Source organism: Pseudomonas sp. H3_E07, from assembly GCF_054668895.1.
The window spans coordinates 3,402,704-3,428,726 of record NZ_CP162795.1; the positions used below are offsets into that span (position 1 = coordinate 3,402,704).

The following is a 26,023-nucleotide window of genomic DNA, read 5'->3' on the forward strand; positions in this document are numbered from 1 at the left end:
CCATAAGTTCCCACACGAATTGCTTGATTCATTGAAGAAGACGATAAGAAGCAGCCCGAAATTGGGTCTGTAGCTCAGTTGGTTAGAGCGCACCCCTGATAAGGGTGAGGTCGGCAGTTCGAATCTGCCCAGACCCACCAATTTTGTGTGGGAAACGCCTGTAGAAATACGGGGCCATAGCTCAGCTGGGAGAGCGCCTGCCTTGCACGCAGGAGGTCAACGGTTCGATCCCGTTTGGCTCCACCACTACTGCTTCTGAAAGTTTTGAAAGCTTAGAAATGAGCATTCCATCAGGTTGATGATGAATGTTGATTTCTAGTCTTTGATTAGATCGTTCTTTAAAAATTTGGGTATGTGATAGAAAGATAGACTGAACGTTACTTTCACTGGTAACGGATCAGGCTAAGGTAAAATTTGTGAGTTCTCTTAGTTGAGAAATTCGAATTTTCGGCGAATGTTGTCTTCACAGTATAACCAGATTGCTTGGGGTTATATGGTCAAGTGAAGAAGCGCATACGGTGGATGCCTTGGCAGTCAGAGGCGATGAAAGACGTGGTAGCCTGCGAAAAGCTTCGGGGAGTCGGCAAACAGACTTTGATCCGGAGATGTCTGAATGGGGGAACCCAGCCATCATAAGATGGTTATCTTGTACTGAATACATAGGTGCAAGAGGCGAACCAGGGGAACTGAAACATCTAAGTACCCTGAGGAAAAGAAATCAACCGAGATTCCCTTAGTAGTGGCGAGCGAACGGGGACTAGCCCTTAAGTGGCTTTGAGATTAGCGGAACGCTCTGGAAAGTGCGGCCATAGTGGGTGATAGCCCTGTACGCGAAAATCTCTTAGTCATGAAATCGAGTAGGACGGAGCACGAGAAACTTTGTCTGAATATGGGGGGACCATCCTCCAAGGCTAAATACTACTGACTGACCGATAGTGAACTAGTACCGTGAGGGAAAGGCGAAAAGAACCCCGGAGAGGGGAGTGAAATAGATCCTGAAACCGTATGCGTACAAGCAGTGGGAGCCTACTTTGTTAGGTGACTGCGTACCTTTTGTATAATGGGTCAGCGACTTATTTTCAGTGGCGAGCTTAACCGAATAGGGGAGGCGTAGCGAAAGCGAGTCTTAATAGGGCGTCTAGTCGCTGGGAATAGACCCGAAACCGGGCGATCTATCCATGGGCAGGTTGAAGGTTGGGTAACACTAACTGGAGGACCGAACCGACTACCGTTGAAAAGTTAGCGGATGACCTGTGGATCGGAGTGAAAGGCTAATCAAGCTCGGAGATAGCTGGTTCTCCTCGAAAGCTATTTAGGTAGCGCCTCATGTATCACTGTAGGGGGTAGAGCACTGTTTCGGCTAGGGGGTCATCCCGACTTACCAAACCGATGCAAACTCCGAATACCTACAAGTGCCGAGCATGGGAGACACACGGCGGGTGCTAACGTCCGTCGTGAAAAGGGAAACAACCCAGACCGTCAGCTAAGGTCCCAAAGTTATGGTTAAGTGGGAAACGATGTGGGAAGGCTTAGACAGCTAGGAGGTTGGCTTAGAAGCAGCCACCCTTTAAAGAAAGCGTAATAGCTCACTAGTCGAGTCGGCCTGCGCGGAAGATGTAACGGGGCTCAAACCATACACCGAAGCTACGGGTATCACGTAAGTGATGCGGTAGAGGAGCGTTCTGTAAGCCTGTGAAGGTGAGTTGAGAAGCTTGCTGGAGGTATCAGAAGTGCGAATGCTGACATGAGTAACGACAATGGGTGTGAAAAACACCCACGCCGAAAGACCAAGGTTTCCTGCGCAACGTTAATCGACGCAGGGTTAGTCGGTCCCTAAGGCGAGGCTGAAAAGCGTAGTCGATGGAAAACAGGTTAATATTCCTGTACTTCTGGTTATTGCGATGGAGGGACGGAGAAGGCTAGGCCAGCTTGGCGTTGGTTGTCCAAGTTTAAGGTGGTAGGCTGAGATCTTAGGTAAATCCGGGATCTTAAGGCCGAGAGCTGATGACGAGTTAACTTTTAGTTAACGAAGTGGTTGATGCCATGCTTCCAAGAAAAGCTTCTAAGCTTCAGGTAACCAGGAACCGTACCCCAAACCGACACAGGTGGTTGGGTAGAGAATACCAAGGCGCTTGAGAGAACTCGGGTGAAGGAACTAGGCAAAATGGCACCGTAACTTCGGGAGAAGGTGCGCCGGTGAGGGTGAAGGACTTGCTCCGTAAGCTCATGCCGGTCGAAGATACCAGGCCGCTGCGACTGTTTATTAAAAACACAGCACTCTGCAAACACGAAAGTGGACGTATAGGGTGTGACGCCTGCCCGGTGCCGGAAGGTTAATTGATGGGGTTAGCTAACGCGAAGCTCTTGATCGAAGCCCCGGTAAACGGCGGCCGTAACTATAACGGTCCTAAGGTAGCGAAATTCCTTGTCGGGTAAGTTCCGACCTGCACGAATGGCGTAACGATGGCGGCGCTGTCTCCACCCGAGACTCAGTGAAATTGAAATCGCTGTGAAGATGCAGTGTATCCGCGGCTAGACGGAAAGACCCCGTGAACCTTTACTATAGCTTTGCACTGGACTTTGAATTTGCTTGTGTAGGATAGGTGGGAGGCTTTGAAGCGTGGACGCCAGTTCGCGTGGAGCCATCCTTGAAATACCACCCTGGCAACTTTGAGGTTCTAACTCAGGTCCGTTATCCGGATCGAGGACAGTGTATGGTGGGTAGTTTGACTGGGGCGGTCTCCTCCTAAAGAGTAACGGAGGAGTACGAAGGTGCGCTCAGACCGGTCGGAAATCGGTCGTAGAGTATAAAGGCAAAAGCGCGCTTGACTGCGAGACAGACACGTCGAGCAGGTACGAAAGTAGGTCTTAGTGATCCGGTGGTTCTGTATGGAAGGGCCATCGCTCAACGGATAAAAGGTACTCCGGGGATAACAGGCTGATACCGCCCAAGAGTTCATATCGACGGCGGTGTTTGGCACCTCGATGTCGGCTCATCACATCCTGGGGCTGAAGCCGGTCCCAAGGGTATGGCTGTTCGCCATTTAAAGTGGTACGCGAGCTGGGTTTAGAACGTCGTGAGACAGTTCGGTCCCTATCTGCCGTGGACGTTTGAGATTTGAGAGGGGCTGCTCCTAGTACGAGAGGACCGGAGTGGACGAACCTCTGGTGTTCCGGTTGTCACGCCAGTGGCATTGCCGGGTAGCTATGTTCGGAATAGATAACCGCTGAAAGCATCTAAGCGGGAAACTAGCCTCAAGATGAGATCTCACTGGAACCTTGAGTTCCCTGAAGGGCCGTCGAAGACTACGACGTTGATAGGTTGGGTGTGTAAGCGCTGTGAGGCGTTGAGCTAACCAATACTAATTGCCCGTGAGGCTTGACCATATAACACCCAAGCAATTTGACTACTCTAACGAGCATCAGATTGCGGTGTGTGAAGATGATACGAACCGAAAGTTCGATATCTCACAAAACACCGATCTGTCACATACCCAATTTGCTGAAGCGAGGCCACCAGGTCACGACTCAGTACCCGAATTTCTTGACGACCATAGAGCATTGGAACCACCTGATCCCATCCCGAACTCAGCAGTGAAACGATGCATCGCCGATGGTAGTGTGGGGTTTCCCCATGTGAGAGTAGGTCATCGTCAAGATTAAATTCCGAAACCCCATTTGCGAAAGCAGATGGGGTTTTGTTTTGGGCGGTCGAAAAGCATGGAAATGTCCATTTTTCGGCGACCTTCAGTGCTAAAGTCCTGCGTTTCTATGCAATGACCCTGCGCATGGCTATCATGCGTGCCTCATTGTGAGGCGATATTTGCATGCTGACGCTGTTAAAACTTCTGAAAGATGGCCGATTCCACTCGGGGGAAGCGCTGGGCGCCGCCCTTGGTGTTAGCCGCAGTGCTGTCTGGAAGCAACTCCAGCACCTGGAAGCAGAATTGAATCTGCCCATACATAAGGTGCGAGGGAAGGGGTACCAGTTGGCGTCACCGCTGGTGTTCTTGACTGCTGAAGATATTGCGCTGAATGCGCCCTCCTTGGTGTGGCCCATTCATATATCTGACTCCATTGACTCCACAAATGCTGAAGCCTTGCGTCTTGTTGGTGCCGGGTGCGAGGCGCCGTTTCTAGTGCTTGCGGAGCAGCAAACGGCCGGCCGGGGGCGGAGGGGGCGGAAGTGGGTGAGTCCATTTGCGCAGAATGTGTATTACAGCCTCGTATTGCGCATCGAGTCGGGGCTTCGGCAGTTGGAGGGGCTGAGCCTGGTTGTGGGCTTGGCGGTCATGCAGGCCTTGCGCGAGTCTGGTGTGCAGGGGGCAGCGCTGAAATGGCCTAACGATGTTCTGGTGGGTCAGAAGAAGATTGCCGGCATTTTGCTGGAGTTGGTCGGTGACCCTGCGGATATCTGTCACGTTGTCCTTGGAATAGGCATCAACGTGAATATGCAGAGAGCCGACGATGTGGACCAGCAATGGACTTCACTTCAGTTACAGACAGGCTCTCCGGTGGATCGTAACGCTTTGGTGGCGCGATTGGGGTTGCAGTTGCAAGACTACCTTGAGCGGCACCGCCTGGGCGGTTTTATCGCGCTTCAAGAAGAGTGGGAGCAGAATCACGCTTGGCAGGGGCGTCCGGTATCCCTTATTGCGGGTGTCCACCAAATTGATGGAGTTGTACTGGGGGTCGATCACCAGGGGGCATTGCGCTTGAGTGTTGATGGTGTTGAGAAAATATACAGTGGTGGTGAGCTAAGCCTGAGGTTGCGTGATGATTCTTGAGCTCGACTGCGGGAATAGCTTTATCAAGTGGCGTGTGCTTGATGTCGGTGATACGCGTGCGTCGGCGGAAGGGGTTGTCGGTTCAGACCTGGCATTGATTGACAGCCTTGTGGCGCTTCCCGGACTGTTGCTAACGCGTTGCCGATTGGTGAGTGTTCGTGCCCTGGAAGAAACAAGCAAACTGGTCGAGGCACTGCATGAGGCTTTCGGGGTTGCTGTTTCCTGTGCTGTGCCTGCGCGTGAGATGGCAGGAGTGCGCAACGGCTACGAAGATTTTGAGCGTCTGGGCCTTGATCGCTGGTTGGCAATGCTCGGTGGATTCAAGCTGGCACGCGGCGCTTGCTTGGTGCTTGATTTTGGTACGGCAGCCACGGCGGATTTTATTGCCGCGGACGGTGAGCACCTTGGCGGTTTCATTTGCCCGGGTATGCCGCTCATGCGCAACCAGTTGCGAACTCATACACGCAAGATACGCTACGACGACGCTGCTGCTGAAAGGGCGATGGAACGACTCTCTCCAGGTCGTACGACTGCTGAGGCCGTGGAACGAGGTTGTACGCTTATGCTGAGAGGGTTCGTACTGACTCAGTTGGAGTTGGCGCGAAGCTACTGGGGTGATGATTTCACTGTTTTTCTCACCGGAGGGGACGCCGATTTGGTGGTAGATGCAGTCCCGCAGGCCAGACTCGTTCCAGATCTGGTTTTTGTCGGTTTGGCGATGGCTTGCCCTTTGTCCTGAGGTGATTATGCGTTGGTTGTTTTTGCTTTTACTCGTCCTCAACGCCTTCTATTATATTTGGCATCAACAAGAAGCACCGTTGCGCGCCAAAGATGTCACGCCCCTGAGCCTTTACAAGGGGTCGCAACAGGACATCCGACTGCTCAGCGAATCCTCTGACGTTGTAGCGCGCAAAGAGCGTGCAAAGGCAGCTGATGCGCAAAATACGTGTTTGTACATTGGTGGCTTTGCGGACCAGCGACAGGCGCAGGCCGTTGAGCAGCGGCTCACGAGCCTGGATATAAAGGTCAAGGTTCAATTGCTGAATACTGTCGATGCTTCCGGCTATTGGCTGCGTGTAGCCCCTGAAAGCCGACGCCTGGCTGAAGATCTGCCATTTGAAAACCTTGCTAAGGAATTCAATGAGTTAAAACATAAAATAATGTTGTGCGAAGGCGTTGCATCTCTCGAATAGTTTGCATAGAATGGCGCCCGCTTCGCAGTGAAGACCTTTAAGGCCTACAGCGTGAAGCGAAGGTCAACGCAGCTAACCTCATATTTTTAAATGAGAAAATGCTTGACAGAAGGCCGGCGTGATGTAAAATGCCGGCTCGCTTAGGAGGGGTTCCCGAGCGGCCAAAGGGATCAGACTGTAAATCTGACGTCTACGACTTCGAAGGTTCGAATCCTTCCCCCTCCACCATTTTTAGCGTGAGCTGCAAGCTCCGCGGGTATAGTTTAGTGGTAGAACCTCAGCCTTCCAAGCTGATGATGCGGGTTCGATTCCCGCTACCCGCTCCAAGTTTGCAGGTTGTGCAAGGTGTTTCGCTCTTGTAGCTCAGTTGGTAGAGCACACCCTTGGTAAGGGTGAGGTCAGCGGTTCAAATCCGCTCAAGAGCTCCATATGACAAGGCAGATATGAAAATATCTGCCTTTGTTTTAACAGCTGCCTCGGCTTGTTGGTGTGTATCTGGCTCTTATGGTTAGGTGATTTCAAGTCTAGTGGGGTTGGTTGTTGTAAAGTCTTTTTCAGGCCTGCATAATGGTCGGCCTGATTTTGTTTTAGGTCAGTAGCTCAATTGGCAGAGCGACGGTCTCCAAAACCGTAGGTTGGGGGTTCGATTCCCTCCTGACCTGCCAGATTCACGTGGTGTATCTGGCTTTCTTTTCACAGGATCTTCATAGATGACTCCTAAGGCTGAAGCTCAAAGCTCTCGTTTCGATCTGGTCAAGTGGCTCGCTGTAGTCGCCTTGGTGGTCGTAGGCGTTGTTGGCAATCAGTACTATTCTGCTTCGCCGATCCTGTACCGCGTGCTCGCTTTGCTTGCTCTTGCTGCTGTTGCTGCCTTTGTAGGCCTGCAGACTGCCAAAGGCAAGTCTTTCGCGGTCCTGGTAAAGGAAGCTCGCACCGAAATTCGTAAAGTCGTTTGGCCGACTCGCCAAGAAACCACGCAGACCACGTTGATCGTTGTGGCTGTTGTTCTGGTTATGGCGTTGCTGTTGTGGGGGCTTGATTCCCTGCTCGGCTGGCTTGTTTCCTTGATTGTTGGCTAAGGGTGTCCCGTGGCTAAGCGTTGGTACGTTGTGCATGCTTACTCGGGTTACGAGAAGCATGTTATGCGCTCTTTGCTAGAGCGCGTAAAGCTGGCAGGCATGGAAGATGGTTTCGGCGAAATTCTGGTTCCCACTGAAGAAGTGGTTGAAATGCGGAATGGCCAGAAGCGCAAGAGTGAACGCAAGTTCTTCCCAGGCTATGTGCTGGTTCAGATGGACATGAATGAAGGTACTTGGCACTTGGTCAAGGATACCCCTCGTGTCATGGGTTTCATTGGCGGTACCGCTGATAAGCCTGCTCCTATCACCGACAAAGAAGCAGAAGCGATTCTGCGCCGCGTTGCTGATGGTAGCGACAAGCCTAAGCCGAAGACGTTGTTCGAGCCGGGTGAGGTTGTTCGTGTCACAGATGGTCCGTTTGCTGATTTCAACGGTACTGTCGAAGAAGTTAACTACGAAAAGAGCCGGATCCAAGTGGCGGTGCTCATTTTCGGTCGCTCTACTCCGGTAGAGCTGGAGTTCAGCCAGGTCGAGAAGGTCTAGCTGAGCAAGCATCCCAACCCCGCAGCCTTAGGCTGTGGGGTTTTGTCGTCACTGGGATAAACGCGCAAGTAACCGGGGAGCCTTTCGAGGCGCTTGAACCCGTAATTGGAGTGCCTCATGGCCAAGAAGATTACCGCTTACATCAAGCTGCAAGTGAAGGCCGCTCAGGCCAACCCAAGTCCACCTGTTGGTCCAGCTCTGGGTCAGCACGGCGTGAACATCATGGAATTCTGCAAGGCCTTCAACGCCCGTACTCAGGGTCTTGAGCCAGGTCTGCCGACTCCAGTGATCATCACTGTATACAGCGACCGTAGCTTCACTTTCGAAACCAAGTCGACCCCGGCTTCGGTTCTGCTGAAGAAAGCTGCTGGTCTGACTAGCGGTTCCGCTCGTCCTAACACCGTTAAGGTTGGCACCGTAACTCGTGCTCAGCTGGAAGAAATCGCGAAAACCAAAAACGCGGATCTGACTGCAGCTGATATGGATGCAGCCGTGCGTACCATCGCCGGTTCTGCTCGTAGCATGGGCCTTAACGTGGAGGGTGTGTAATGGCTAAGCTGACCAAGCGTCAAAAGGCTATCGCCGGCAAAATCGAAGCGGGCAAGTCCTACAATTTTGTAGACGCTGCTGCTCTGCTGACCGAGCTGTCGACTGTCAAGTTCAGCGAGTCCGTTGACGTTGCTGTAAACCTGGGCGTTGACCCACGTAAATCCGACCAGGTCGTTCGTAGCGCAACTGTGCTGCCACACGGTACTGGCAAGACTGTACGTGTAGCTGTCTTCACCCAAGGCCCGGCAGCTGAAGCTGCTCTGGCCGCCGGCGCTGATCGCGTTGGCATGGACGACCTGGCTGCCGAAATGAAAGGCGGCGACCTGAACTACGACGTCGTTATTGCTTCCCCGGATGCAATGCGCGTTGTGGGTCAGTTGGGTCAGATCCTCGGTCCACGTGGTCTGATGCCTAACCCTAAAGTCGGCACTGTAACGCCAGACGTAGCCACCGCGGTTAAAAACGCCAAGGCTGGTCAGGTTCGTTATCGCACCGACAAAAACGGCATCATTCACACCTCCGTTGGCAAGGTCGGCTTCGACGCCGTCAAGCTGAAGGAAAACGTTGAAGCCCTGATCGCTGATCTGAAGCGTATCAAGCCAGCTTCCTCGAAAGGTATCTACGTCAAGCGCGTTACCCTGAGCACCACTATGGGCCCAGGTCTGGTCATCGACCAAGGTTCGCTGGACGTATAAGACACAGATTGGCGCGAGCGATCGCGCCAATTGAAAAAATTGGGGTCCCTGCCTGGCGGGGGCTATCCAAGACCGTAGGCGGCGCAAGTCTTAAACCACAAGCCTACGCAGATGGTGCTCCCGGTTCCTTACCGAATCAGACACCAAAACGACATCCGGCTCCGGCCAGATGAAACGGTAACAAGCAGGAGTTAAACCCGTGGCAATTAATCTCGAAGACAAGAAGGCCATCGTCGCTGAAGTCAACGAGGCTGCCAAAGCTGCTCTGTCCGCTGTCGTGGCTGATGCCCGTGGTGTGACAGTAGGCGCTATGACCGGACTCCGTAAAGAGGCTCGTGAAGCTGGCGTATACGTACGTGTTGTACGTAACACCCTGCTCAAGCGCGCTGTTGCTGACACTGAATACAGTGTCCTCAACGACGTGTTCACCGGCCCGACTCTGATCGCGTTCTCCAAAGAACATCCAGGCGCTGCTGCCCGTTTGTTCAAAGAATTCGCCAAGAGTCAGGAAAAGTTCGAGATCAAGGCAGCTGCGTTCGAGGGCAAGTTCCTCGCAGCTAACCAAATCGACGTACTGGCAACACTGCCGACCCGCGACGAAGCCATTTCGCAGCTGATGAGCGTGATTCAAGGCGCTACCAGCAAGCTGGCTCGTACTCTGGCCGCAGTTCGCGAGCAAAAAGAAGCTGCCGCAGCCTAAGGCTGAGCGACTTCTCTCGCGTATTTTTGTTTATTTCGATGGCCGAGTAGGCCGTCCCCCAATTCAGGAAATACAGCAATGTCTATCTCCCAAGACGATATCCTCAACGCCGTAGCTGAAATGTCGGTTCTGCAGGTTGTTGAGCTGATCAAAGCTTTCGAAGAAAAATTCGGCGTTTCCGCTGCCGCTGCTTCCGCTGGCCCAGCTGTTGCTGCTGTTGCTGCTGAAGAGCAAACCGAATTCAACGTCATGCTGCTGGAAGCTGGCGAGAAGAAAGTAAACGTGATCAAGGCAGTACGTGAACTGACCGGTCTGGGCCTGAAAGAAGCCAAGGCTGTAGTTGACGGCGCTCCTGCCCAGGTTCTGGAAGCTGTTACCAAAGACGCAGCTGACAAAGCCAAAGCAGCACTGGAAGAAGCAGGCGCTAAAGTCGAGCTGAAGTAAGCATCGACCTTGCGTCTCCAGCCCAAGCGTTAAGCTGAAGGCTGATGGCTGGTGGCTCTTGCCACCGGCCTTTTTCCGTTCTTGGCTGACGACTCGGTCGCCGCCATTAACGCGCTGTAGCCACCCGATGCGGTGGTGCAAACCATGGGGTTTGCGAGATTTTCTGGCTGCTCCCGTCGGGGGGGCCAAACAAGCAGGTGACCAAGCTGGGGAACGCTGATGGCTTACTCATATACTGAGAAAAAACGTATCCGCAAGGACTTTAGCAAGTTGCCGGACGTCATGGATGTCCCGTACCTTCTGGCTATCCAGCTGGATTCGTATCGTGAATTCTTGCAGGCGGGAGCGACCAAAGATCAGTTCCGCGACGTGGGCCTGCATGCGGCCTTCAAATCCGTTTTCCCGATCATCAGCTACTCCGGCAATGCTGCGCTGGAGTACGTCGGTTATCGCCTGGGCGAACCGGCATTTGATGTCAAAGAATGCGTGTTGCGCGGTGTTACGTACGCCGTACCTTTGCGGGTAAAAGTCCGTCTGATCATTTTCGACAAAGAATCGTCGAACAAAGCGATCAAGGACATCAAAGAGCAAGAAGTCTACATGGGCGAAATCCCACTGATGACTGAGAACGGTACCTTCGTTATCAACGGTACCGAGCGTGTGATCGTTTCCCAGCTGCACCGTTCCCCGGGCGTGTTCTTCGACCACGACCGCGGCAAGACGCACAGCTCTGGTAAGCTCCTGTACTCCGCGCGGATCATTCCGTACCGTGGTTCGTGGTTGGACTTCGAGTTCGATCCGAAAGACTGCGTGTTCGTGCGTATCGACCGTCGTCGCAAGCTGCCGGCCTCGGTACTGCTGCGCGCGCTCGGCTACACCACTGAGCAAGTGCTGGACGCCTTCTACACCACCAACGTATTCAGCCTGAAGGATGAAACCCTCAAGCTGGAGCTGATTGCTTCGCGTCTGCGTGGTGAAATTGCTGTCCTGGACATTCAGGATGAAAAGGGCAAGGTCATTGTTGAAGCTGGCCGTCGTATCACTGCGCGCCACATCAACCAGATCGAAAAAGCCGGTATCAAAGAGCTGGAAGTGCCTCTGGACTACGTCCTGGGCCGCACGACCGCCAAGGTCATCGTTCACCCAGCTACAGGCGAAATCCTGGCTGAGTGCAACACCGAGCTGAACACCGAAATCCTGGCCAAAATCGCCAAGGCTCAGGTTGTTCGCATCGAGACCCTGTATACCAACGACATCGACTGCGGTCCGTTCATTTCCGACACGCTGAAGATCGACTCCACCAGCAACCAATTGGAAGCGCTGGTCGAGATCTATCGCATGATGCGTCCTGGTGAGCCACCAACCAAAGACGCTGCCGAAACCCTGTTCAACAACCTGTTCTTCAGCCCTGAGCGCTATGACCTGTCTGCGGTCGGCCGGATGAAGTTCAACCGTCGTATCGGTCGTACCGAGATCGAAGGTTCGGGCGTGCTGTGCAAGGAAGACATCGTCGCGGTACTGAAGACCCTGGTCGACATCCGTAACGGCAAAGGCATCGTCGATGACATCGACCACCTGGGTAACCGTCGTGTTCGCTGTGTAGGCGAAATGGCCGAGAACCAGTTCCGCGTTGGCCTGGTACGTGTTGAGCGTGCGGTCAAAGAGCGTCTGTCGATGGCTGAAAGCGAAGGCCTGATGCCGCAAGACCTGATCAACGCCAAGCCAGTGGCTGCGGCGGTGAAAGAGTTCTTCGGTTCCAGCCAGCTTTCCCAGTTCATGGACCAGAACAACCCGCTCTCCGAGATCACCCACAAGCGCCGTGTATCTGCACTGGGCCCGGGCGGTCTGACCCGTGAGCGTGCTGGCTTTGAAGTTCGTGACGTACACCCGACGCACTACGGCCGTGTTTGCCCGATCGAAACGCCGGAAGGTCCGAACATCGGTCTGATCAACTCCCTGGCCGCTTATGCGCGCACCAACCAGTACGGCTTCCTCGAGAGCCCGTACCGCGTGGTGAAAGACGCTCTGGTCACCGACGAGATCGTGTTCCTGTCCGCCATCGAAGAAGCTGATCACGTGATCGCTCAGGCTTCGGCCACGATGAACGACAAGAAAGTCCTGGTCGACGAGCTGGTAGCTGTTCGTCACTTGAACGAGTTCACCGTCAAGGCGCCGGAAGACGTCACCTTGATGGACGTGTCGCCGAAGCAGGTAGTGTCGGTTGCAGCGTCGCTGATCCCGTTCCTGGAGCACGATGACGCCAACCGTGCGTTGATGGGTTCCAACATGCAGCGTCAAGCTGTACCGACCCTGCGCGCCGACAAGCCGCTGGTAGGTACCGGCATGGAGCGTAACGTAGCTCGTGACTCCGGCGTTTGCGTCGTGGCTCGTCGTGGCGGCGTGATCGATTCCGTTGATGCCAGCCGTATCGTGGTTCGTGTTGCCGATGACGAAGTAGAAACTGGCGAAGCCGGTGTCGACATCTACAACCTGACCAAATACACCCGCTCGAACCAGAACACCTGCATCAACCAGCGTCCGCTGGTGAGCAAGGGTGATCGCGTTCAGCGCAGCGACATCATGGCTGATGGCCCGTCCACCGATATGGGTGAGCTGGCTCTGGGCCAGAACATGCGTATCGCGTTCATGGCATGGAACGGCTTCAACTTCGAAGACTCCATCTGCCTGTCCGAGCGTGTTGTTCAAGAAGACCGCTTCACCACGATCCACATTCAGGAACTGACCTGTGTGGCACGTGACACCAAGCTTGGGCCTGAGGAAATCACTGCAGACATCCCGAACGTGGGTGAAGCTGCACTGAACAAGCTGGACGAAGCCGGTATCGTTTACGTAGGTGCTGAAGTAGGCGCAGGCGACATCCTGGTAGGTAAGGTCACCCCGAAAGGCGAGACTCAACTGACTCCGGAAGAAAAACTGCTGCGTGCCATCTTCGGTGAAAAAGCCAGCGACGTTAAAGACACCTCCCTGCGTGTGCCTACCGGTACCAAGGGTACTGTCATCGACGTACAGGTCTTCACCCGTGACGGCGTTGAGCGTGATGCTCGTGCACTGTCCATCGAGAAGACCCAGCTCGACGAGATCCGCAAGGACCTGAACGAAGAGTTCCGTATCGTTGAAGGCGCGACCTTCGAACGTCTGCGTTCCGCCCTGGTAGGCCACAAGGCTGAAGGCGGCGCAGGTCTGAAGAAAGGTCAGGACATCACCGACGAAATCCTCGACGGTCTTGAGCACGGCCAGTGGTTCAAACTGCGCATGGCTGAAGATGCTCTGAACGAGCAGCTCGAGAAGGCTCAGGCCTACATCGTTGATCGTCGCCGTCTGCTGGACGACAAGTTTGAAGACAAGAAGCGCAAACTGCAGCAGGGCGATGACCTGGCTCCAGGCGTGCTGAAAATCGTCAAGGTTTACCTGGCAATCCGTCGCCGCATCCAGCCGGGCGACAAGATGGCTGGTCGTCACGGTAACAAGGGTGTGGTCTCCGTGATCATGCCGGTTGAAGACATGCCGCACGATGCCAATGGCACCCCGGTCGACGTCGTCCTCAACCCGTTGGGCGTACCTTCGCGTATGAACGTTGGTCAGATCCTTGAAACCCACCTGGGCCTCGCGGCCAAAGGTCTGGGCGAGAAGATCAACCGTATGATCGAAGAGCAGCGCAAGGTCGCAGACCTGCGTAAGTTCCTGCACGAGATCTACAACGAGATCGGCGGTCGCAACGAAGAGCTGGACACCTTCTCCGACCAGGAAATCCTGGATCTGGCGAAGAACCTGCGCGGCGGCGTTCCAATGGCTACCCCGGTGTTCGACGGTGCCAAGGAAAGCGAAATCAAGGCCATGCTGAAACTGGCAGACCTGCCAGAAAGCGGCCAGATGCAGCTGTTCGACGGCCGTACCGGCAACAAGTTCGAGCGCCCGGTTACTGTTGGCTACATGTACATGCTGAAGCTGAACCACTTGGTAGACGACAAGATGCACGCTCGTTCTACCGGTTCGTACAGCCTCGTTACCCAGCAGCCGCTGGGTGGTAAGGCTCAGTTCGGTGGTCAGCGTTTCGGGGAGATGGAGGTCTGGGCACTGGAAGCATACGGTGCTGCTTACACTCTGCAAGAAATGCTCACAGTGAAGTCGGACGATGTGAACGGCCGGACCAAGATGTACAAAAACATCGTGGACGGCGATCACCGTATGGAGCCGGGCATGCCCGAGTCCTTCAACGTGTTGATCAAAGAAATTCGTTCCCTCGGCATCGATATCGATCTGGAAACCGAATAACACGTGACGCGAATCGAGAGCGGGGCCGTTTAGCCCGCTCTCTGCTCCGCCAGGAGGAAAGGCCTTGAAAGACCTACTGAATTTGCTGAAAAACCAGGGTCAAGTCGAAGAGTTCGACGCCATCCGTATTGGATTGGCATCGCCTGAGATGATCCGTTCGTGGTCGTTCGGTGAAGTTAAAAAGCCGGAAACCATCAACTACCGTACGTTCAAACCTGAGCGTGACGGCCTGTTCTGCGCCAAGATCTTTGGCCCGGTAAAGGATTACGAGTGCCTGTGCGGTAAGTACAAGCGCTTGAAGCACCGTGGTGTGATCTGCGAGAAGTGCGGCGTTGAAGTTGCACTGGCCAAGGTTCGTCGTGAGCGCATGGCGCACATCGAACTGGCTTCGCCAGTTGCCCATATCTGGTTCCTGAAATCGCTGCCGTCCCGTATCGGCTTGCTGATGGACATGACTCTGCGTGATATCGAACGCGTTCTCTACTTCGAGAGCTATGTCGTTATCGATCCAGGCATGACCACCCTTGAAAAAGGTCAGCTGCTGAACGACGAGCAGTATTTCGAAGCGCTGGAAGAGTTCGGCGACGATTTCGATGCCCGCATGGGTGCCGAAGCTGTCCGCGAACTGCTGCACGCTATCGACCTGGAGCACGAGATTGGCCGTCTGCGTGAAGAAATTCCGCAAACCAACTCCGAAACCAAGATCAAGAAGCTGTCCAAGCGTCTGAAGTTGATGGAAGCCTTCCAGGGTTCCGGCAACTTGCCAGAGTGGATGGTGCTGACCGTTCTGCCGGTTCTGCCGCCAGACCTGCGTCCGCTGGTACCGTTGGACGGTGGTCGTTTCGCGACGTCCGACCTCAACGACCTGTACCGCCGCGTGATCAACCGTAACAACCGCTTGAAGCGCCTGCTCGATCTGTCCGCGCCGGACATCATCGTGCGCAACGAAAAGCGTATGTTGCAAGAAGCGGTCGACGCCTTGCTCGACAACGGTCGTCGTGGCCGCGCTATCACTGGTTCCAACAAGCGTCCTCTGAAATCCCTGGCTGACATGATCAAGGGTAAGCAAGGTCGTTTCCGTCAGAACTTGCTCGGTAAGCGTGTTGACTACTCCGGTCGTTCGGTAATTACCGTAGGCCCGACCCTGCGTCTGCACCAGTGCGGTCTGCCTAAGAAGATGGCTCTGGAGCTGTTCAAGCCGTTCATCTTCGGCAAGCTGGAAATGCGCGGTCTCGCGACCACCATCAAAGCGGCCAAGAAAATGGTCGAGCGCGAACTGCCAGAGGTTTGGGACGTTCTCGCTGAAGTGATCCGCGAACACCCGGTTCTCCTCAACCGTGCACCGACCCTTCACCGTCTGGGTATCCAGGCGTTTGAACCGGTACTGATCGAAGGTAAGGCTATCCAGCTGCACCCGCTGGTCTGTGCTGCGTACAACGCCGACTTCGACGGTGACCAAATGGCCGTGCACGTACCGCTGACACTGGAAGCCCAGTTGGAAGCGCGCGCGTTGATGATGTCGACCAACAACATTCTGTCGCCAGCCAACGGTGAGCCAATCATCGTTCCGTCGCAGGACGTTGTATTGGGTCTGTACTACATGACCCGTGAAGCGATCAACGCCAAGGGCGAAGGTCGTGTGTTCGCTGACCTGCAAGAAGTTGACCGTGTGTTCCGTGCCGGCGAAGCCGCACTGCACGCCAAGGTCAAAGTGCGGATCAACGAAACCGTCAACGACCGTGATGGCGGCAGCGTGACCAACACCCGTATTGTCGACACCACCGTCGGCCGTGCGCTGTTGTATCAGGTTGTACCAAAAGGCCTGTCGTACGACGTCGTCAACCTGCCGATGAAGAAAAAGGCGATCTCCAAGCTGATCAACCAGTGCTACCGCGTGGTTGGTTTGAAAGAGACCGTGATCTTCGCTGACCAGTTGATGTACACCGGTTTTGCTTACTCGACCATTTCCGGCGTTTCCATCGGTGTTAACGACTTCGTTATCCCGGATGAAAAAGCCCGCATCATCGGTGCTGCCACCGACGAAGTGAAAGAGATCGAAAGCCAGTACGCCTCCGGCCTGGTAACCCAGGGCGAGAAGTACAACAAGGTAATCGACCTTTGGTCGAAGGCGAACGACGAAGTTTCCAAGGCGATGATGGCCAACCTCTCGAAAGAGAAAGTCATCGACCGTCACGGCGACGAAGTTGACCAAGAGTCCTTCAACTCGATGTACATGATGGCCGACTCGGGCGCACGGGGTTCTGCTGCGCAGATCCGTCAGCTCGCCGGTATGCGTGGCCTGATGGCCAAGCCGGACGGTTCCATCATCGAAACGCCGATTACTGCGAACTTCCGTGAAGGTTTGAGCGTACTTCAGTACTTCATCTCCACTCACGGTGCTCGTAAGGGTCTTGCGGATACCGCGTTGAAAACCGCTAACTCCGGTTACCTGACTCGTCGTCTGGTAGACGTTGCACAAGATCTGGTTGTCACCGAGATCGATTGCGGCACCGAGCACGGCCTGCTGATGACTCCGCACATTGAAGGCGGTGACGTTGTAGAGCCGCTGGGTGAGCGCGTATTGGGTCGTGTGATTGCCCGTGACGTATTCAAGCCAGGCACCGAGGAAGTTATCGTTCCTGCCGGTACTCTGGTAGACGAGAAGTGGGTCGAGTTCATCGAACTCAACAGCATCGACGAAGTGATCGTTCGCTCGCCGATCAGCTGCGAAACCCGCTACGGCATTTGTGCCAAGTGCTACGGCCGTGACTTGGCTCGTGGTCACCAGGTGAACATCGGTGAAGCGGTCGGCGTTATCGCTGCCCAGTCCATCGGTGAGCCGGGTACCCAGCTGACCATGCGTACGTTCCACATCGGTGGTGCGGCAAGCCGTACCTCCGCAGCTGACAGCGTTCAGGTGAAGAATGGCGGTACTGTCCGTCTGCACAACCTGAAACACGTTGAGCGAGTGGATGGCCACCTGGTTGCTGTGTCCCGTTCCGGTGAGCTGGCAATCGCTGATGACTACGGTCGTGAGCGCGAGCGTTACAAGCTGCCGTACGGTGCTGTGATTTCGGTTAAAGAAGGTGACAAGGTCGACGCTGGCGCAATCGTGGCCAAGTGGGATCCGCACACTCACCCAATCGTTACCGAAATGAAAGGTACCGTGACCTACGTGGGCATGGAAGAAGGCATCACGATCAAGCGTCAGACTGACGAATTGACCGGTATGACCAACATTGAAGTACTCGATGCGAAAGATCGTCCAGCTGCCGGTAAAGACATCCGTCCTGCCGTGAAGATGGTCGATGACAACGGCAAGGACTTGTTGCTGCCAGGCACTGACGTAATCGCTCAGTACTTCCTGCCAGCCAACGCCCTGGTCGGTGTAGCGGATGGTGCGAAGATCGCGATCGGTGATGTTATCGCGCGTATCCCGCAAGAAACTTCGAAGACCCGTGACATCACCGGTGGTCTGCCGCGTGTTGCCGACTTGTTCGAAGCGCGTCGTCCGAAAGAAGCGTCGATTCTGGCTGAAGTCAGCGGTACCATCGCATTCGGTAAGGAAACCAAAGGCAAGCGCCGTCTGGTTATTACGCCGAACGACGGTAGCGATCCGTACGAAGAGCTGATTCCGAAGTGGCGTCACCTCAACGTCTTCGAAGGCGAACAGGTAAACCGCGGCGAAGTTATCTCCGACGGCCCAAGCGATCCACACGACATCCTGCGTCTGCTGGGTGTGAGTGCGCTGGCCAAGTACATCGTTAACGAGATCCAGGACGTTTACCGCCTGCAAGGCGTGAAGATCAACGATAAGCACATCGAGACGATCCTGCGTCAGATGCTGCGTAAAGTTGAAATCGCTGAATCCGGCGATTCCAGTTTCATCAAGGGCGACCAGATGGAACTGACTCACGTACTGGTGGAAAACGAGCGTCTGGCCGCGGAAGACAAATTTGTCTCCAAGTTCACTCGCGTGTTGCTGGGTATCACCAAGGCGTCGTTGTCCACTGAGTCGTTCATCTCGGCGGCCTCCTTCCAGGAGACCACTCGCGTACTGACCGAAGCAGCGGTAACCGGCAAGCGCGATTACCTGCGCGGCCTGAAAGAAAACGTGGTTGTGGGTCGTCTGATCCCAGCCGGTACCGGTTTGGCTTACCACAGCGAGCGTAAGCGTCGCCGTGATGCTGACAAACCGTTGCGCGTAAGCGCCAGTGAAGTGGAAGCTGCACTGACCGAAGCGCTGAACTCTAGCGGTAACTGAGTTCTGCGATAAATAAGACCGGGCCCTGGCAGCCCCCATTCGTCGGATCGAGGCAGTTTTGTCCCGGTTCGATGAGAGGGGAGGTCGGGGCCTTGCCTTGACTGGGGACAAGATCCTCTTTAGACTCTTGTACCCCTAAATTTGGCGGGAATTCGTTCCTGCCATTTTGCTTTTCTTGCAAGACAATAGCGTCGCAAGACAACAGTGGAGCTAGTAGATGGCAACTATCAACCAGCTGGTACGTCAGCCGCGTAAGCGTATCGTCGAGAAATCCGACGTACCTGCGCTGCAGAACTGCCCGCAACGTCGTGGCGTATGCACTCGCGTGTATACCACTACGCCGAAAAAACCTAACTCGGCACTGCGTAAAGTATGCCGTGTGCGCCTGACCAACGGTTTCGAGGTTTCCTCGTACATCGGTGGTGAAGGTCACAACCTGCAAGAGCACAGCGTGGTACTGATCCGCGGCGGTCGTGTAAAAGACTTGCCAGGTGTTCGTTACCACACCGTACGCGGCTCCTTGGATACTTCCGGCGTTAAAGGTCGTAACCAGGGTCGTTCGAAGTACGGTACCAAGAAGCCTAAGTAGTAGCGGCTTTTTGTAACACTGAATCATCTTATTTTCTGAGTCGATAAGAGTAAGGTCGGAGGCGTCCCGAAAGGGCACCGATTCCGAGCGAACCTGAAGACCGTTTGAGGGCTTATCCATGCCAAGAAGACGCGTAGCAGCCAAGCGCGAAGTGCTTGACGATCCAAAATACGGAAGCCAAATCCTGGCCAAGTTCATGAACCACGTGATGGAAAGCGGCAAGAAAGCCGTTGCCGAGCGTATCGTTTATGGCGCGCTGGAAAAGGTTAAAGAACGCAAGAACAGCGATCCCCTGGAAATCTTCGAGAAAGCTCTCGACGCCATCGCTCCGCTGGTCGAAGTGAAGTCGCGCCGTGTAGGCGGTGCTACTTACCAGGTTCCGGTCGAAGTTCGCCCGTCCCGTCGTAACGCTCTGGCAATGCGCTGGTTGGTAGACTTCGCCCGTAAGCGCGGCGAGAAGTCTATGGCTCTGCGTTTGGCCGGCGAGCTGTTGGACGCTGCTGAAGGTAAAGGTGCTGCTGTTAAGAAGCGTGAAGACGTGCACCGTATGGCTGAAGCTAACAAAGCTTTCTCGCACTACCGCTTCTAATCTTAGCTTCACTAATTTTGCGAGGGCTTTATGGCTCGTACTACTCCGATTAGCCGCTACCGTAACATCGGTATCGTTGCTCACGTGGATGCTGGTAAAACCACCACCACTGAGCGCGTACTGTTTTACACCGGCAAAAGTCACAAAATGGGCGAGGTGCATGACGGCGCCGCGACCACAGACTGGATGGTTCAGGAGCAGGAGCGTGGTATTACCATTACTTCTGCTGCTATTACCGCCTTCTGGAAAGGTTCCGAGAAGCAGTACAAAGACGAGCACCGTTTCAACGTAATCGATACCCCGGGCCACGTAGACTTCACCATTGAAGTTGAACGTTCCCTGCGCGTACTCGACGGCGCTGTCGTTGTGTTCTGCGGTACCTCGGGTGTTGAGCCGCAGTCGGAAACCGTATGGCGTCAAGCCAACAAGTACGGTGTTCCACGTCTTGTTTACGTAAACAAGATGGACCGTGCTGGCGCCAACTTCCTGCGCGTGATCGGTCAGATCAAGCAGCGTCTGGGTCACACCCCGGTGCCAATCCAATTGGCTATCGGTTCCGAAGACAACTTCCAGGGTCAGATCGATCTGATCAACATGGAAGCGGTCTACTGGAATGATTCCGACAAAGGTATGGTTCCTGTTCGCAAGCCTATCCCTGCAGAGCTGCAGGAACTGGCTGACGAGTGGCGTAACAACATGGTTGAGGCTGCTGCCGAAGCCAACGAAGAGCTGATGAACAAGTACCTCGAAGGTGAAGAACTCACCAACGTGGAAATCAAGGCTGCTCTGCGTCAGCGTACTATCGCTGGTGAGATCGTCTTGGCTGTTTGTGGTTCTTCCTTCAAGAACAAGGGTGTTCCCCTGGTTCTCGACGCCGTTATCGACTACCTGCCGGCTCCAACCGACATTCCTGCTATCAAGGGTACCAACCCGGATAACGAGGAAGAAGAGATGGAGCGTCACGCCGATGATAGCGAGCCGTTCTCGGCTTTGGCGTTCAAGATCGCAACCGACCCATTCGTGGGTACTTTGACCTTCGTCCGCGTTTACTCGGGCGTGTTGGCCTCCGGCGACGGCGTGATCAACTCGGTTAAAGGCAAGAAAGAGCGCGTGGGTCGTATGGTGCAAATGCACGCAAACGCCCGTGAAGAGATCAAGGAAGTGCGCGCTGGTGACATCGCGGCCCTGATCGGCATGAAGGACGTCACCACTGGTGAGACTTTGTGCGACGCTGCCAAGCCAATCATCCTGGTTCGCATGGACTTCCCGGAGCCGGTTATTTCGGTTGCCGTAGAGCCTAAGACCAAGGATGACCAGGAAAAAATGGGTATCGCTCTGGGCAAACTTGCTCAGGAAGATCCATCTTTCCGCGTCAAGACTGATGAAGAGACTGGTCAAACGATCATCTCTGGCATGGGCGAGCTTCACCTGGACATCCTGGTTGACCGGATGCGCCGTGAGTTCAACGTCGAAGCCAACATCGGTAAGCCTCAGGTTTCCTATCGTGAGCGCATCACGAAGAATTGCGAAATCGAAGGCAAGTTCGTTCGTCAGTCCGGCGGTCGTGGTCAGTTCGGTCACTGCTGGATCCGTTTTGCTCCTGCTGACGAAGGTCAGGAAGGTCTGCAATTCGTGAACGAAGTAGTAGGTGGTGTTGTTCCTAAGGAATACATCCCTGCTATCCAGAAGGGTATCGAAGAGCAGATGAAGAACGGTGTTGTTGCCGGCTATCCGCTGATCGGCCTGAAAGCAACCGTTTTTGACGGTTCTTACCACGACGTCGACTCCAACGAGATGGCGTTTAAGGTGGCTGCTTCCATGGCAACCAAGCAACTGGCCCAGAAGGGCGGTGGTGAGTTGCTTGAGCCAATCATGGCGGTAGAAGTTGTTACACCTGAAGACTATATGGGTGATGTCATGGGCGACCTTAACCGTCGTCGCGGCATGATCTTGGGTATGGAAGACACGGTTTCCGGCAAAGTGATTCGCGCCGAGGTTCCGTTGGGTGAGATGTTCGGTTATGCGACCGACGTTCGCTCCATGTCCCAGGGTCGCGCAAGCTACTCTATGGAATTCAAAAAATACAACACAGCTCCGGCGCACATCGCTGAAACTGTATCCAAAAAACAAGGCTGATTCAGTCCTTTAGGCAAGGAGTTAATTGTCGTGGCTAAAGAAAAATTTGATCGTTCCCTACCGCACGTCAACGTTGGCACCATCGGTCACGTTGACCACGGTAAAACCACTCTGACTGCTGCTCTGACTCGCGTTTGCTCCGAAGTTTTCGGTTCGGCTCGTGTTGACTTCGACAAGATCGACAGCGCACCAGAAGAAAAAGCTCGTGGTATCACCATCAACACCGCGCACGTTGAGTACAACTCGACTATTCGTCACTACGCTCACGTTGACTGCCCAGGTCACGCTGACTATGTGAAGAACATGATCACTGGTGCTGCCCAGATGGACGGCGCTATCCTGGTTTGCTCGGCCGCTGATGGTCCGATGCCACAAACCCGTGAGCACATCCTGCTGTCCCGTCAGGTAGGCGTTCCGTACATCGTGGTCTTCCTGAACAAGGCTGACCTGGTAGACGACGCTGAGCTGCTGGAACTGGTTGAGATGGAAGTGCGCGATCTGCTGAGCACTTACGACTTCCCAGGCGACGACACTCCGATCATCATCGGTTCTGCTCGTATGGCTCTGGAAGGCAAAGACGACAACGAAATGGGCACCACTGCCGTTCGTAAGCTGGTTGAAACTCTGGATTCCTACATCCCAGAGCCAGTTCGTCTGACCGACAAGCCGTTCCTGATGCCAATCGAAGACGTATTCTCGATCTCCGGTCGTGGTACTGTTGTGACTGGTCGTATCGAGCGCGGTATCGTTCGCGTTCAGGATCCACTGGAAATCGTTGGTCTGCGTGACACCACCGTCACCACCTGCACCGGTGTTGAAATGTTCCGTAAACTGCTCGACGAAGGTCGTGCTGGCGAGAACTGCGGCGTTCTGCTGCGTGGTACCAAGCGTGACGACGTTGAGCGTGGCCAGGTTCTGGTTAAGCCAGGTTCGGTTAAGCCGCACACCAAGTTCACCGCAGAAGTTTACGTTCTGAGCAAGGAAGAAGGCGGTCGTCACACTCCGTTCTTCAAAGGCTACCGTCCACAGTTCTACTTCCGTACTACTGACGTGACCGGTAACTGCGAATTGCCAGAAGGCGTAGAAATGGTAATGCCAGGCGATAACATTCAAATGACTGTTACCCTGATCAAAACCATCGCTATGGAAGACGGCCTGCGCTTCGCTATCCGTGAAGGCGGCCGTACCGTTGGTGCTGGCGTTGTAGCTAAAATCATCGAGTAATTATCTCTTCTGAGATAGCTCTGATGTTTTGAAAAGGCCCCCGCTCAGCGGGGGCCTTTTTTATTGGGTTGACACCTATCAGGGCCGTCTATAGAATTGCGCCTCCTTTTAACGGGCGTATTGCGCTCGCTGGGAATAGCAGCCGGAGTCTGAAATCCAATGCAAAATCAGCAAATCCGTATCAGGTTGAAGGCTTTTGACCATCGCCTGATCGACCAATCCACCCAGGAAATCGTGGAAACCGCGAAACGTACTGGTGCTCAAGTGCGTGGTCCAATTCCACTGCCTACCCGTAAAGAGCGGTTCACCGTTCTGGTCTCCCCGCACGTCAACAAAGACGCGCGTGACCAGTACGAGATCCGTACTCATAAGCGCGTGCTGGACATCGTCCAGCCAACGGATAAAACCGTTGATGCACTTATGAAGCTCGATCTGGCGGCCGGTGTGGAAGTACAGATCAGCCTCGGCTAAGACTTGGGTCTTAGTCGTGTAACGCTCTGAAATGGGCGGCCATAGCGGGTGAAAGCCCCGTACACTCATGAGGTTTACAACATGACTATTGGTGTAGTCGGTCGTAAATGCGGTATGACCCGTATTTTCACCGAAGAAGGTGTCTCCATTCCGGTCACGGTCATTGAGATCGAGCCGAATCGCGTCACCCAGTTCAAAACTGAAGAAACCGATGGCTATCGTGCAGTGCAAGTCACTGTCGGCGAGCGTCGTGCTTCGCGTGTGACTGCTGCTCAAGCAGGTCACTTCGCTAAAGCAAACGTTGCAGCTGGTCGCACTGTTATGGAGTTCCGTCTCGAAGACGGCGACTACCAGGCTGGCGATCTGATCAACGCTGAAATCTTCGCTGCTGGTCAACTGGTTGATGTAACCGGTCAGTCCAAAGGTAAAGGCTTCCAGGGTACGATCAAGCGTTGGAATTTCCGTGGCCAAGACAACACTCACGGTAACTCCGTCTCCCACCGCGTCCCGGGCTCTATTGGCCAGTGCCAGACTCCTGGTCGTGTATTCAAGGGCAAAAAAATGTCCGGTCATATGGGCGCTGAGCGCGTGACCGTGCAGTCCCTCGAAGTAGTGCGCGTCGACGCTGAACGCAATCTGTTGTTGGTCAAGGGTGCTGTTCCTGGCGCTACTGGCGGCAACCTGGTTGTACGTCCAGCGGCCAAGGCTCGCGGTTAAGGGGAAGCTGACATGCAATTAAATGTAAATGACGCTCAAGCGATCGAAGTTTCCGAACTGACATTTGGCGGCGAATTCAACGAGACGCTGGTTCACCAAGCAGTCGTGGCCTACATGGCCGGCGGCCGTCAAGGTAGCAAGCAGCAAAAGACCCGTTCCGACGTACGTGGTGGCGGTAAGCGCCCTTGGCGTCAGAAAGGTACTGGCCGTGCTCGTGCCGGTACTATCCGTAGCCCAATCTGGCGTGGCGGTGGTACCACTTTCGCAGCTCGTCCGCAGGATCACTCGCAGAAGCTCAACAAGAAGATGTACCGCGCAGCTCTGCGCTCCATCCTTGCTGAACTGGTGCGTACTGACCGTCTGGTCGTGGTTCAGGACTTCGCTGTTGAAAGCCCGAAAACCAAAGATCTGCTGGGCAAACTGAACAACATGAGCCTGACCGATGTTTTGATCGTGTCTGAAGCTGTTGATCAGAACCTGTACCTGGCTGCTCGTAACCTGCCACACGTTGATGTACGTGACGTGCAAGGTTCCGATCCAGTTAGTCTGATCGCATACGACAAGGTGTTGATCACCGTGTCGGCCGTGAAGAAATTCGAGGAGCTGCTGGGATGAACCAGGAACGCGTATTTAAAGTTCTGCTTGGCCCGCACGTTTCCGAAAAGGCTACGGTTCTGGCTGACAAGAAAGGCCAGTTCGTTTTCAAGGTTGCAACTGACGCAACCAAGCTGGAAATCAAGAAGGCCGTCGAAAGCCTGTTCAGCGTGAAAGTAGAGCGTGTTACTACCCTGAATGTTCTGGGTAAGAGCAAGCGCACTGCTCGCGGTCTGGGCAAGCGTAATGACTGGAAGAAGGCAGTTATCTCCCTTCAGCCAGGCCAAGATCTCGATTTCAGCAGCAGTGCTGAGTAAGGAAGGGGTGCATCATGGCAATCGTTAAATGCAAACCGACTTCCCCTGGCCGCCGTTTTGTGGTCAAGGTGGTCAACCAGGAGCTGCATAAAGGCGCTCCTCACGCACCGCTGCTCGAGAAAAAATCGAAGTCTGGTGGTCGTAACAACAATGGTCGTATTACCACTCGTCACATCGGTGGTGGCCATAAGCAGCATTATCGTCTGGTTGATTTCCGTCGCAACGACAAAGATGGCATCGCTGCCACTGTCGAGCGTATCGAATACGATCCAAACCGTACTGCTCACATCGCTCTGCTGCTGTACGCAGATGGCGAGCGTCGCTACATCATCGCCCCTAAAGGCGTGAGCGCTGGCGACCAGCTGATCGCAGGTGCCTTGGCACCGATCAAGCCGGGCAACGCTCTGCAACTGCGCAACATTCCAGTTGGTAGCACCGTACACGGCATCGAATTGAAGCCAGGTAAAGGCGCGCAAATCGCTCGTTCCGCTGGTGCTTCGGCTCAGCTGATCGCTCGTGAAGGTGTCTACGTGACCCTGCGTCTGCGTTCTGGTGAGATGCGTAAAGTGCTGGCTGAATGCCGTGCGACCCTGGGCGAAGTCTCGAACTCCGAGCACAGCCTGCGTTCGTTGGGTAAAGCTGGTGCCAAACGCTGGCGTGGCGTTCGCCCAACCGTTCGTGGTGTTGCCATGAACCCGGTTGACCACCCACACGGTGGTGGTGAAGGTCGTACCTCTGGTGGTCGTCATCCGGTATCGCCATGGGGCTTCCCGACTAAGGGCGCGAAGACTCGTGGTAATAAGCGTACCGACAAAATGATCGTCCGTCGTCGCAAGTAA

General features: G+C 54.5%; 20 protein-coding genes, 6 tRNA genes and 2 rRNA genes. All 28 read left to right on the forward strand.

What is annotated here, in order from left to right; all coding sequences use genetic code 11:
* The first annotated feature begins 63 nt into the window (after positions 1-63).
* Positions 64-140, forward strand: a tRNA-Ile gene (locus tag AB4O08_RS15475).
* 30 nt (positions 141-170) lie between these two features.
* A tRNA-Ala gene (locus tag AB4O08_RS15480) sits at positions 171-246 on the forward strand.
* A 249-nt stretch (positions 247-495) separates the two neighbouring features.
* Positions 496-3,387 (forward strand): 23S ribosomal RNA (locus AB4O08_RS15485).
* Between the two features lie 156 nt (positions 3,388-3,543).
* Positions 3,544-3,659: ribosomal RNA gene (gene rrf / locus AB4O08_RS15490) — 5S ribosomal RNA — on the forward strand.
* Between the two features lie 168 nt (positions 3,660-3,827).
* Positions 3,828-4,787 carry a bifunctional biotin--[acetyl-CoA-carboxylase] ligase/biotin operon repressor BirA gene (gene birA, locus AB4O08_RS15495; RefSeq protein ID WP_010206931.1) on the forward strand — a complete coding sequence of 320 codons (960 nt, stop codon included), beginning with the start codon at positions 3,828-3,830 and terminating at the stop codon, positions 4,785-4,787.
* Positions 4,777-5,526: a pantothenate kinase gene (locus AB4O08_RS15500; RefSeq protein WP_010206930.1), complete on the forward strand. Its 750-nt coding sequence runs from the start codon at positions 4,777-4,779 to the stop codon at positions 5,524-5,526. The genes birA and AB4O08_RS15500 overlap by 11 nt, the downstream gene beginning before the upstream one ends.
* Positions 5,527-5,533: 7 nt before the next feature.
* Positions 5,534-5,980, forward strand: a complete 447-nt coding sequence (locus AB4O08_RS15505; protein ID WP_010206929.1) for a hypothetical protein — start codon at positions 5,534-5,536, stop codon at positions 5,978-5,980.
* Between the two features lie 143 nt (positions 5,981-6,123).
* Positions 6,124-6,208: transfer RNA gene (locus tag AB4O08_RS15510), tRNA-Tyr, on the forward strand.
* A gap of 24 nt (positions 6,209-6,232) precedes the next feature.
* Positions 6,233-6,306, forward strand: a tRNA-Gly gene (locus AB4O08_RS15515).
* A 26-nt stretch (positions 6,307-6,332) separates the two neighbouring features.
* A tRNA-Thr gene (locus tag AB4O08_RS15520) sits at positions 6,333-6,408 on the forward strand.
* A gap of 161 nt (positions 6,409-6,569) precedes the next feature.
* Positions 6,570-6,645, forward strand: a tRNA-Trp gene (locus tag AB4O08_RS15525).
* Between the two features lie 45 nt (positions 6,646-6,690).
* The gene (gene secE, locus AB4O08_RS15530) at positions 6,691-7,059 is read left to right on the forward strand and encodes a preprotein translocase subunit SecE (protein ID WP_003194658.1); all 369 of its coding nucleotides are present in this window, start codon (positions 6,691-6,693) and stop codon (positions 7,057-7,059) included.
* Between the two features lie 9 nt (positions 7,060-7,068).
* Positions 7,069-7,602: a transcription termination/antitermination protein NusG gene (nusG, locus tag AB4O08_RS15535; protein ID WP_003176436.1), complete on the forward strand. Its 534-nt coding sequence runs from the start codon at positions 7,069-7,071 to the stop codon at positions 7,600-7,602.
* 117 nt (positions 7,603-7,719) lie between these two features.
* Positions 7,720-8,151 carry a 50S ribosomal protein L11 gene (rplK, locus tag AB4O08_RS15540; RefSeq protein WP_003176435.1) on the forward strand — a complete coding sequence of 144 codons (432 nt, stop codon included), beginning with the start codon at positions 7,720-7,722 and terminating at the stop codon, positions 8,149-8,151.
* The gene (gene rplA / locus AB4O08_RS15545) at positions 8,151-8,846 is read left to right on the forward strand and encodes a 50S ribosomal protein L1 (RefSeq protein WP_003176434.1); all 696 of its coding nucleotides are present in this window, start codon (positions 8,151-8,153) and stop codon (positions 8,844-8,846) included. Before rplK ends, rplA begins: the two co-directional genes overlap by 1 nt.
* 199 nt (positions 8,847-9,045) lie before the next feature.
* Positions 9,046-9,546, forward strand: coding sequence for a 50S ribosomal protein L10 (rplJ, locus tag AB4O08_RS15550; RefSeq protein WP_010206364.1), 501 nt, complete (start codon positions 9,046-9,048; stop codon positions 9,544-9,546).
* Between the two features lie 78 nt (positions 9,547-9,624).
* Positions 9,625-9,990 carry a 50S ribosomal protein L7/L12 gene (gene rplL / locus AB4O08_RS15555; RefSeq protein ID WP_021492993.1) on the forward strand — a complete coding sequence of 122 codons (366 nt, stop codon included), beginning with the start codon at positions 9,625-9,627 and terminating at the stop codon, positions 9,988-9,990.
* Positions 9,991-10,209: 219 nt separating this feature from the next.
* Positions 10,210-14,283, forward strand: a complete 4,074-nt coding sequence (rpoB, locus tag AB4O08_RS15560; protein ID WP_010206926.1) for a DNA-directed RNA polymerase subunit beta — start codon at positions 10,210-10,212, stop codon at positions 14,281-14,283.
* 64 nt (positions 14,284-14,347) lie between these two features.
* Positions 14,348-18,547 carry a DNA-directed RNA polymerase subunit beta' gene (rpoC, locus tag AB4O08_RS15565; protein ID WP_010206924.1) on the forward strand — a complete coding sequence of 1,400 codons (4,200 nt, stop codon included), beginning with the start codon at positions 14,348-14,350 and terminating at the stop codon, positions 18,545-18,547.
* A 217-nt stretch (positions 18,548-18,764) separates the two neighbouring features.
* Positions 18,765-19,136: a 30S ribosomal protein S12 gene (rpsL, locus tag AB4O08_RS15570; RefSeq protein ID WP_002555494.1), complete on the forward strand. Its 372-nt coding sequence runs from the start codon at positions 18,765-18,767 to the stop codon at positions 19,134-19,136.
* 118 nt (positions 19,137-19,254) lie between these two features.
* A complete protein-coding gene (gene rpsG, locus AB4O08_RS15575; protein WP_002555493.1) occupies positions 19,255-19,725 on the forward strand; it encodes a 30S ribosomal protein S7 in 471 nt (156 codons plus the stop codon).
* A 30-nt stretch (positions 19,726-19,755) separates the two neighbouring features.
* The gene (gene fusA, locus AB4O08_RS15580; RefSeq protein ID WP_033900034.1) at positions 19,756-21,861 is read left to right on the forward strand and encodes an elongation factor G; all 2,106 of its coding nucleotides are present in this window, start codon (positions 19,756-19,758) and stop codon (positions 21,859-21,861) included.
* Between the two features lie 30 nt (positions 21,862-21,891).
* Positions 21,892-23,085: an elongation factor Tu gene (gene tuf, locus AB4O08_RS15585; protein WP_010206920.1), complete on the forward strand. Its 1,194-nt coding sequence runs from the start codon at positions 21,892-21,894 to the stop codon at positions 23,083-23,085.
* A gap of 159 nt (positions 23,086-23,244) precedes the next feature.
* Positions 23,245-23,556: a 30S ribosomal protein S10 gene (gene rpsJ, locus AB4O08_RS15590; protein ID WP_003186070.1), complete on the forward strand. Its 312-nt coding sequence runs from the start codon at positions 23,245-23,247 to the stop codon at positions 23,554-23,556.
* Positions 23,557-23,637: 81 nt separating this feature from the next.
* A complete protein-coding gene (gene rplC / locus AB4O08_RS15595; RefSeq protein WP_003194649.1) occupies positions 23,638-24,273 on the forward strand; it encodes a 50S ribosomal protein L3 in 636 nt (211 codons plus the stop codon).
* A gap of 12 nt (positions 24,274-24,285) precedes the next feature.
* Positions 24,286-24,888: a 50S ribosomal protein L4 gene (gene rplD / locus AB4O08_RS15600; RefSeq protein ID WP_003176424.1), complete on the forward strand. Its 603-nt coding sequence runs from the start codon at positions 24,286-24,288 to the stop codon at positions 24,886-24,888.
* On the forward strand, positions 24,885-25,184 hold the full coding sequence (gene rplW, locus AB4O08_RS15605) for a 50S ribosomal protein L23 (protein WP_002555488.1): 300 nt from the start codon (positions 24,885-24,887) through the stop codon (positions 25,182-25,184). The genes rplD and rplW overlap by 4 nt, the downstream gene beginning before the upstream one ends.
* A 14-nt stretch (positions 25,185-25,198) precedes the next feature.
* The gene (rplB, locus tag AB4O08_RS15610; RefSeq protein WP_003186055.1) at positions 25,199-26,023 is read left to right on the forward strand and encodes a 50S ribosomal protein L2; all 825 of its coding nucleotides are present in this window, start codon (positions 25,199-25,201) and stop codon (positions 26,021-26,023) included.

Excerpts from the sequence above, each read along its gene's own strand:
- birA (WP_010206931.1), top strand. The coding sequence starts at position 3,828 with ATGCTGACGCTGTTAAAACTTCTGAAAGATGGCCGATTCCACTCGGGG.
- AB4O08_RS15500 (WP_010206930.1), top strand. The coding sequence starts at position 4,777 with ATGATTCTTGAGCTCGACTGCGGGAATAGCTTTATCAAGTGGCGTGTG.
- AB4O08_RS15505 (WP_010206929.1), top strand. The coding sequence starts at position 5,534 with ATGCGTTGGTTGTTTTTGCTTTTACTCGTCCTCAACGCCTTCTATTAT.
- secE (WP_003194658.1), top strand. The coding sequence starts at position 6,691 with ATGACTCCTAAGGCTGAAGCTCAAAGCTCTCGTTTCGATCTGGTCAAG.
- rplK (WP_003176435.1), top strand. The coding sequence starts at position 7,720 with ATGGCCAAGAAGATTACCGCTTACATCAAGCTGCAAGTGAAGGCCGCT.
- rplA (WP_003176434.1), top strand. The coding sequence starts at position 8,151 with ATGGCTAAGCTGACCAAGCGTCAAAAGGCTATCGCCGGCAAAATCGAA.
- rplL (WP_021492993.1), top strand. The coding sequence starts at position 9,625 with ATGTCTATCTCCCAAGACGATATCCTCAACGCCGTAGCTGAAATGTCG.
- rpoB (WP_010206926.1), top strand. The coding sequence starts at position 10,210 with ATGGCTTACTCATATACTGAGAAAAAACGTATCCGCAAGGACTTTAGC.
- rpsL (WP_002555494.1), top strand. The coding sequence starts at position 18,765 with ATGGCAACTATCAACCAGCTGGTACGTCAGCCGCGTAAGCGTATCGTC.
- rpsG (WP_002555493.1), top strand. The coding sequence starts at position 19,255 with ATGCCAAGAAGACGCGTAGCAGCCAAGCGCGAAGTGCTTGACGATCCA.
- fusA (WP_033900034.1), top strand. The coding sequence starts at position 19,756 with ATGGCTCGTACTACTCCGATTAGCCGCTACCGTAACATCGGTATCGTT.
- rpsJ (WP_003186070.1), top strand. The coding sequence starts at position 23,245 with ATGCAAAATCAGCAAATCCGTATCAGGTTGAAGGCTTTTGACCATCGC.
- rplC (WP_003194649.1), top strand. The coding sequence starts at position 23,638 with ATGACTATTGGTGTAGTCGGTCGTAAATGCGGTATGACCCGTATTTTC.
- rplD (WP_003176424.1), top strand. The coding sequence starts at position 24,286 with ATGCAATTAAATGTAAATGACGCTCAAGCGATCGAAGTTTCCGAACTG.
- rplW (WP_002555488.1), top strand. The coding sequence starts at position 24,885 with ATGAACCAGGAACGCGTATTTAAAGTTCTGCTTGGCCCGCACGTTTCC.
- rplB (WP_003186055.1), top strand. The coding sequence starts at position 25,199 with ATGGCAATCGTTAAATGCAAACCGACTTCCCCTGGCCGCCGTTTTGTG.